At 69.2% G+C, this 5,980-nt stretch carries 4 protein-coding genes; 2 read left to right on the top strand and 2 right to left on the bottom strand.

Features of this window, described 5'->3' with window-relative positions; translation table 11 throughout:
* Window positions 1–99 precede the first annotated feature (99 nt).
* Window positions 100–1,086, bottom strand: coding sequence for an AraC family transcriptional regulator (locus tag STRTUCAR8_RS14575; protein ID WP_006376513.1), 987 nt, complete (start codon window positions 1,084–1,086; stop codon window positions 100–102).
* Window positions 1,087–1,209: 123 nt separating this feature from the next.
* On the opposite strand from STRTUCAR8_RS14575, the gene STRTUCAR8_RS14570 reads away from it, so the two are divergent.
* Both STRTUCAR8_RS14570 and STRTUCAR8_RS14565 read left to right on the top strand, forming a co-directional pair.
* Entirely contained in the window at window positions 1,210–3,366 is a 2,157-nt protein-coding gene (locus STRTUCAR8_RS14570; RefSeq protein WP_006376514.1) for a pectinesterase family protein, read from the top strand.
* 105 nt (window positions 3,367–3,471) lie between these two features.
* Window positions 3,472–4,197: a response regulator transcription factor gene (locus STRTUCAR8_RS14565; protein WP_006376511.1), complete on the top strand. Its 726-nt coding sequence runs from the start codon at window positions 3,472–3,474 to the stop codon at window positions 4,195–4,197.
* On the opposite strand, the gene STRTUCAR8_RS14560 is transcribed toward STRTUCAR8_RS14565, so the two are convergent.
* Window positions 4,155–5,951 (bottom strand): ABC transporter ATP-binding protein, encoded by a 1,797-nt coding sequence (locus STRTUCAR8_RS14560; protein ID WP_059073175.1) that lies wholly within the window; start codon window positions 5,949–5,951, stop codon window positions 4,155–4,157. The genes STRTUCAR8_RS14565 and STRTUCAR8_RS14560 overlap by 43 nt on opposite strands.
* Window positions 5,952–5,980: the final 29 nt, after the last annotated feature.

The following is a 5,980-nucleotide window of genomic DNA, read 5'->3' as shown; positions in this document are numbered from 1 at the left end:
CCGAGATTTCCCCCGTTGCGGAATCAACAATGCCGGTCAGTAGCCCTGTTGTCGTTGTCAGCCGGTCCACAGTTCCTTGGCACTGCGTCTACTCGCGTCCTACTGGGCTTCGGGCAACGACCGTTGCCGGTGCTCCCTGGGTGACATCCCGTACGCGGCCCGGAACGCCCGGGTGAAGTCGGACGGGCGCTGGTAGCCCCACCGGGCGGCGATGACGTGGATCGGCGTACCGCGAAGCGAGGGGCACGCCAGGTCGCGGTGGGCGTTCTCCAGGCGGAGGCGGCGGATGCAGGCCGCGACCGGTTCGCCCCTGCTCTGCTGCTGGAAGATGCGGTGCAGATAGCTGAGCGAGATGTTGTGGGCGGCGGCTATCACGGGTGGCGCCAGTTCCGGGTCGTGCAGGTTCTGCCGGATGAACTCCTGGACCTGTTTCGCCGTCGCCCGTACCCGGGTTTCCGGCGACAACGCCGCTTCCGCTTCCAGTAGTTGGGCGAACCAGGCCGACATGAGGTCGAGGACCACCGCGCCCAGGCGGGGCGCGTCGGACGGCTGCAGGGTGCCGGACTGCCGGTCCAGCCCGACCACGAAGTCCGCCAGGAGCGCGCCGACCCCGTCCAGCCCCGGCAGCCGCCGGCCCAGCAACTCCCGTACCCGGTGCGGCGGCAGGGGCAGCAGTGCCTTGGGGAAGTCCACGGCCATCCCCGTGACGACGCCGCCCTGCCGATCGTCCGCCGACCTGACGTCGTACGGCTGCGAACTGTCGGCCAGGTGCAGGTCACGTGAGGTGAACGTGCTGGTCTGCCCGGCGTGGTCGAGTGCGAGCCCGCCGTCGATCAGCAGCGTCAGATGGTAGAACTCGGGGTCGGACCGGCGCACCAGTTTCGCGGTCCGCCGGTAGCGAGTCGGCAGGAACGACATCTGGCTCACGACCACCGGCCCGAGTTCCAGCAGCCGCTGCTCCGCCCAGAAGTCGGCGGCGTGCTCGCTGACGAGTGCGCTCGAGCGCGTGCGGCCGACCAGGTCCTGCCAGTAGTCGAACCTGTCTCCCGCAGGTACGTCGTCCGTACGGAACACCGTCCCGATCATTCCGTTTCCTCTCCGGTCCCCGTTCTTCGTCTCCCCTGCACGGCAACCTTTCCTCCCTCGGCTGCGACAGCCAAGTGACGTGGTGCCCACACCAGTTAACCCCTCACTTGATCGGAAGCAGCCGTGAGCGAAACCCGCAGCAAGTCCCGTGGCCGTAGCGGTCGTAGTCGTCACCGCCGCCGCAAGACCGCACTGCTCGCAGGGATCCCGCTGGCCCTGACCTCCGCCGGTGCCATGGCCTACGGCGGGGTCTTCGGCGTGTTCGGTGCGGACGCGCGGCCCGAGGCGTCCGCCGCGTCCGCCACCACCTCGGCCAGAGCCACTTCCTCCGCGCTCGCCGGTGTCACCGATGTCGCCAACGGCTTCGCCTCCGTCAACGCGCTGGGGCAGAACGGGACTTACGGCGGCCGGGACGGTCAGACCGTCACCGTGAAGACGCTCGCCGACCTGGAGCGGTACGCGACGGCGTCCGAGCCGTACGTCATCGTCGTCGCGGCGACCATCAACATGAACCCGGTCGGCAAGGAGATCAAGGTCCAGTCCGACAAGACCATCATCGGGTCCGGGACCTCCGGGCAGATCGTCGGGGGTGGGTTCTTCCTCGGGCAGGGCGTTCACAACGTCATCATCCGGAATCTGACCATCCGGGATGCCTACCAGGGTGTCTGGAACGACAAGGAGCACGACTTCGACGGCATCCAGATGGACGGCGCGCACCATGTGTGGATCGACCACAACGACATCCGGCACATGGCCGACGGTCTCATCGACAGCCGCAAGGACACGACCTACCTGACCGTGTCCTGGAACAGGCTGAGCCAGGAGAACAAGGCCTTCGGCATCGGCTGGACCGAGAACACCACCGCCGACATCACGATCCACCACAACTGGGTCCGCGAGACCGAGCAGCGCAACCCGTCCACCGACAACGTGGCCCACGCGCACCTCTACAACAACTTCCTGGAGGACGAGGCGGGGACCTCCATCAAGTCCTCGTACGGGAACTACTCGCGCGGCAAGACCAACATGGTCCTGGAGAACTCCTACTTCCAGGGCATGACCAACCCCGTCGTCCGCGACGCCACCGCCACGCTCGTCCAGCGCGGCAACGTCTTCTCGGGGACGACCGGCAAGAACGAGAGCGGAGGGTCGGGCGCGGCCTGGGACCCGAAGAAGTACTACGCCTACACGCTCGACAAGGCGGCCGATGTGCCCGCCCTCCTCAAGTCCGGTGCGGGGCCCCGCAGTTCCGTCGCCAAGGCAAGCAGTACGTCGGGCGGTACGTCGGGCGGTACGTCGGGCGCGACCACCACGTCCGCCGCCGCCACGACCGTCACCGTCGCCGCCGACGGCTCCGGCCAGTACCGGACCGTGCAGGCCGCCGTGAACGCCGTACCGGCGAACAACCCCTCCCGGGTGGTCATCTCCGTCAAGCCGGGCACGTACCGCGAGCTGGTCAAGGTCCCGTCGAACAAGCCGCACGTCACCATCCAGGGCAGCGGCGGCAGCCGCAAGGACACCACGATCGTCTTCAACAACGCGTCCGGTACGCCGAAGCCCGACGGTTCCGGCACGTACGGCACCGGCGGCAGCGCGACCGTCGCCGTCGACGCGGACGACTTCCAGGCCCGCAACCTGACCATCTCCAACGACTTCGACGAGGCCGCGCACCAGGACATCGCCAACCAGGCTGTCGCCCTGCGCACTTCGGCCGACAAGGTGCTGCTCGACGGCGTCATCGTCAGCGGCGACCAGGACACCCTGCTGGTGGACACCGCGTCCAAGGACAAGCTGGGCCGCGTCTACATCACCAACTCGTACGTCATCGGCAACACCGACTTCATCTTCGGCCGGGCCACCGCCGTGATCGACAAGTCGGTCATCACCCTGAAGAAGCGCTGGAACGGCACCTCGGCCGGCTATGTCACGGCTCCCAGCACCGCAGCGAACCGCAAGGGCATCCTCATCGCCAACTCCACGGTGAGCGGTGACGTGTCCGACCGCAGCTTCTACCTCGGCCGCCCCTGGCACGCGGGCGGCGACGCGACCCTCGACCCGCAGACCACCGTCCGCAACACCTCGCTGAGCGCGGCGATCAGGACGACCCCCTGGACCGACATGAGCGGCTTCTCCTGGAAGGCCGACCGCTTCGCCGAGTACAAGAACACCGGCGCGGGCTCGGGCGCCGCGAGCAGCGACCGCCCGATCCTGACCGACGCCCAGGCCACCGGCCAGGAGATCGCCGACTGGCTGGGCGACTGGACACCCACGGCCGGCTGACCGTCGTACAGCACAGCCCGCGACTACCGGCTGGGGAGCACGCTCCCCAGCCCCCGCACACCCCTTTCCCAGGCCCGGCACAGCCCATCACGTCACGTTGGACGGATGGTTGCGCGGAAGATCCTGCTGGCCGACGACGACGCGGCCGTACGTGAGGGGCTTGACCGGGTGCTCAGGTTCGAGGGATACGAGACCGTGCTCGCCGGAGACGGCCGCGCTGTTCTCGCCTGCCTCGCCCAAACGGACACCGCACCCGACCTCGTGCTCATGGACGTCACGATGCCCGTGCTGGACGGGCTCGCCGCGACCCGGCGGTTAAGAGCCTCCGGGTGTACGGTCCCGATCCTGATGATCACCGGACGGGTCGCCGTCGGGGACCGGATCGTCGCGCTCGACAACGGGGCCGACGACTATCTGGTGAAGCCCTTCGCCACCGAGGAACTCCTCGCGCGGGTAAGGGCGTTGCTGCGTCGATGCCCGCAGCCCGAATCCCGGCCGCCCTCACAGCTCGCGGGGATCGGCTTCCAGGATGTCCTTCTGGATCCGAGAACCCGTACCGTCACCCGCGCCGACCGTCGGCTCGACCTCACCAAGACGGAGTTCAACCTCCTCGAATACCTGCTGAGGCGGCCCGACAAGGTGCTGGGCCGGGGGCAGATCCTCCGAGACGTCTGGGGCTTCGACTTCGAGCCGACCTCCAACACCCTTGACGTGTACGTCATGTACCTGCGCCGGAAACTGGAGAGCCGGGGCGAACCCCGGCTCATCCACACCGTCCGCGGGCTGGGCTACACCCTCAGGGCCAACGTCAGCGTCTCCTCCCGCAGGTAGGGACCGCGGTAGGGCCCGGGCTGCGGGGGCAGCGGTACCGCGAGCCTCGCGTACACCCCGCCCCGCGCCATCAGTTCGTCGTGCGTGCCCGTCTCGGCGAGGTGGCCCCCGTCGACGACCAGGATGCGGTCCGCGTCCGGGGCGAGGCTCAGATCGTGGGTGATCATGATGGTCGTACGGCCCGCCATCAGTCGGCGCAGCGCCGGGACGATCCGGCGGGCGGCGATGGAGTCCAGGCCGGCCGTCGGCTCGTCGAGGACCAGTACGGGGGCCCGGCGCAGCATCGCCCGGGCGATCGCGATCCGTTGCAGCTGGCCTCCGGAGAGGGTGGCCGTGCCGGGGGCGATGCTCGTCCCGTATCCCTCCGGGAGCGCGGCGACGAAGTCGTGCGCGTCCGCCGCCCGTGCCGCCGCCTCGATCTCCGCGTCGCTCGCCCCGGGGCTCCCGCACTCGATGTTCTCGCGGATCGACCCGTGCAGGATCAGCGTCTCCTGCGGAAGCAGGGCGACGTTCTCGCGCAGGAAGGTGAGGGGTACGTCGGTCAGCGGGACGCCGTCCAGGCAGATCACGCCGTCCGTGGGGTCGTAGAAGCGGGTGAGGAGTTTCGACAGGGTGGACTTTCCGGCGCCGCTCGCTCCAGTGATCAGGACCAGTTCGCCGGGGGCCGCGGTGAAGGTCACCTCGCGCAGGGACTCGCGGTCCGTGCCGGGGTAGGTGAAGGACGCGCCGTGGACACTGACCCAGCCGCGTACCGGCCAGGCGTCCACCGGCTGGGCGGGGTCCGCGACGGCGGGTTCGGCGTCCAGCAGCTCGCCGAGGCGTTCGGCGCCGGCGGTCGCCGCCGTCAGGGTCAGACCGAGCCGGCCGAGGCTGCGGATCGGCGGGTAGAGGTAGCCGACGAACGCGGCGAAGGCGAGGAGCGCGCCCAGTGACATCCGGCCGGCGGAGATCTCCCAGACGCCGAGTCCGATCACCGTGAGGACGCACAGCGTCTCGACGACCTCGACGAACTGTTCGTACATCTCGCTCAGCCGCGCCCCGCGCACACTCGCCCGCATCCAGGCGCGGGCCTCCCGGTCGAGCCGCCTCTCCTCGTCCCGGCGGCGGTTGTAGGCCTGGGTGAGGACGATGTTGCCGAGGGACTCCTCCACCACCGAGGTGATCGCGCCGTCGGCGATGCGCTCGTCCTGGCTGGCCGTCCTGATGCGGCCGGCGAAGCGGCGGGCGGCGAGGAGGAAGAGGGGGGCCAGGAAGAAGGTGACGAGGGCCAGGTCCCAGCGCAGCCAGAGGGCGGCGGCGGAGTAGAACACGGCCGAGAAGGCGGCGGAGACGGTGCCGACGACTCCCGAGACGACCATCTGTTCGATGGCCTCGACGTCACCGGTGAGACGTTCCACCAGGTCGCCCTGGCGGTGCTTCTGGAAGAAGTGCGGCGGGAGATCCTGGACGTGCCGGAACACGTCGGCGCGCAGCCGCAGGACGAATCTCTCGGCGGTCCAGGTCGCGAGCGAGTTGCCGGCGTAGCCGACGAGCGCGCCGAGCACGGCGACGGCCAGCCAGGCGCCGGCCGGGCCCCAGAAGGCGGCGAGGGAACCGGCCTTCAGCGCGTTGTCCGTCAGCTCCGCGAACAGCAGGATCGCGGCGGTCTCGGCGAGCGCGGACACCACGACACACGCGACGATCGCCACCAGCCACTTCCGGTCACCACGCGTCAACGGCCAGAACCGGCGGAACGCCTCCCGGATTTCCCTCACATCACACTCCTTTTCCTTACTCGCCCGAG

Source organism: Streptomyces turgidiscabies Car8, assembly GCF_000331005.1.
GTDB classification, from domain to species: domain Bacteria; phylum Actinomycetota; class Actinomycetes; order Streptomycetales; family Streptomycetaceae; genus Streptomyces; species Streptomyces turgidiscabies.
Note: the sequence above shows the minus strand (reverse complement) of the source record. Positions and strands in the feature narration are given on the sequence as shown.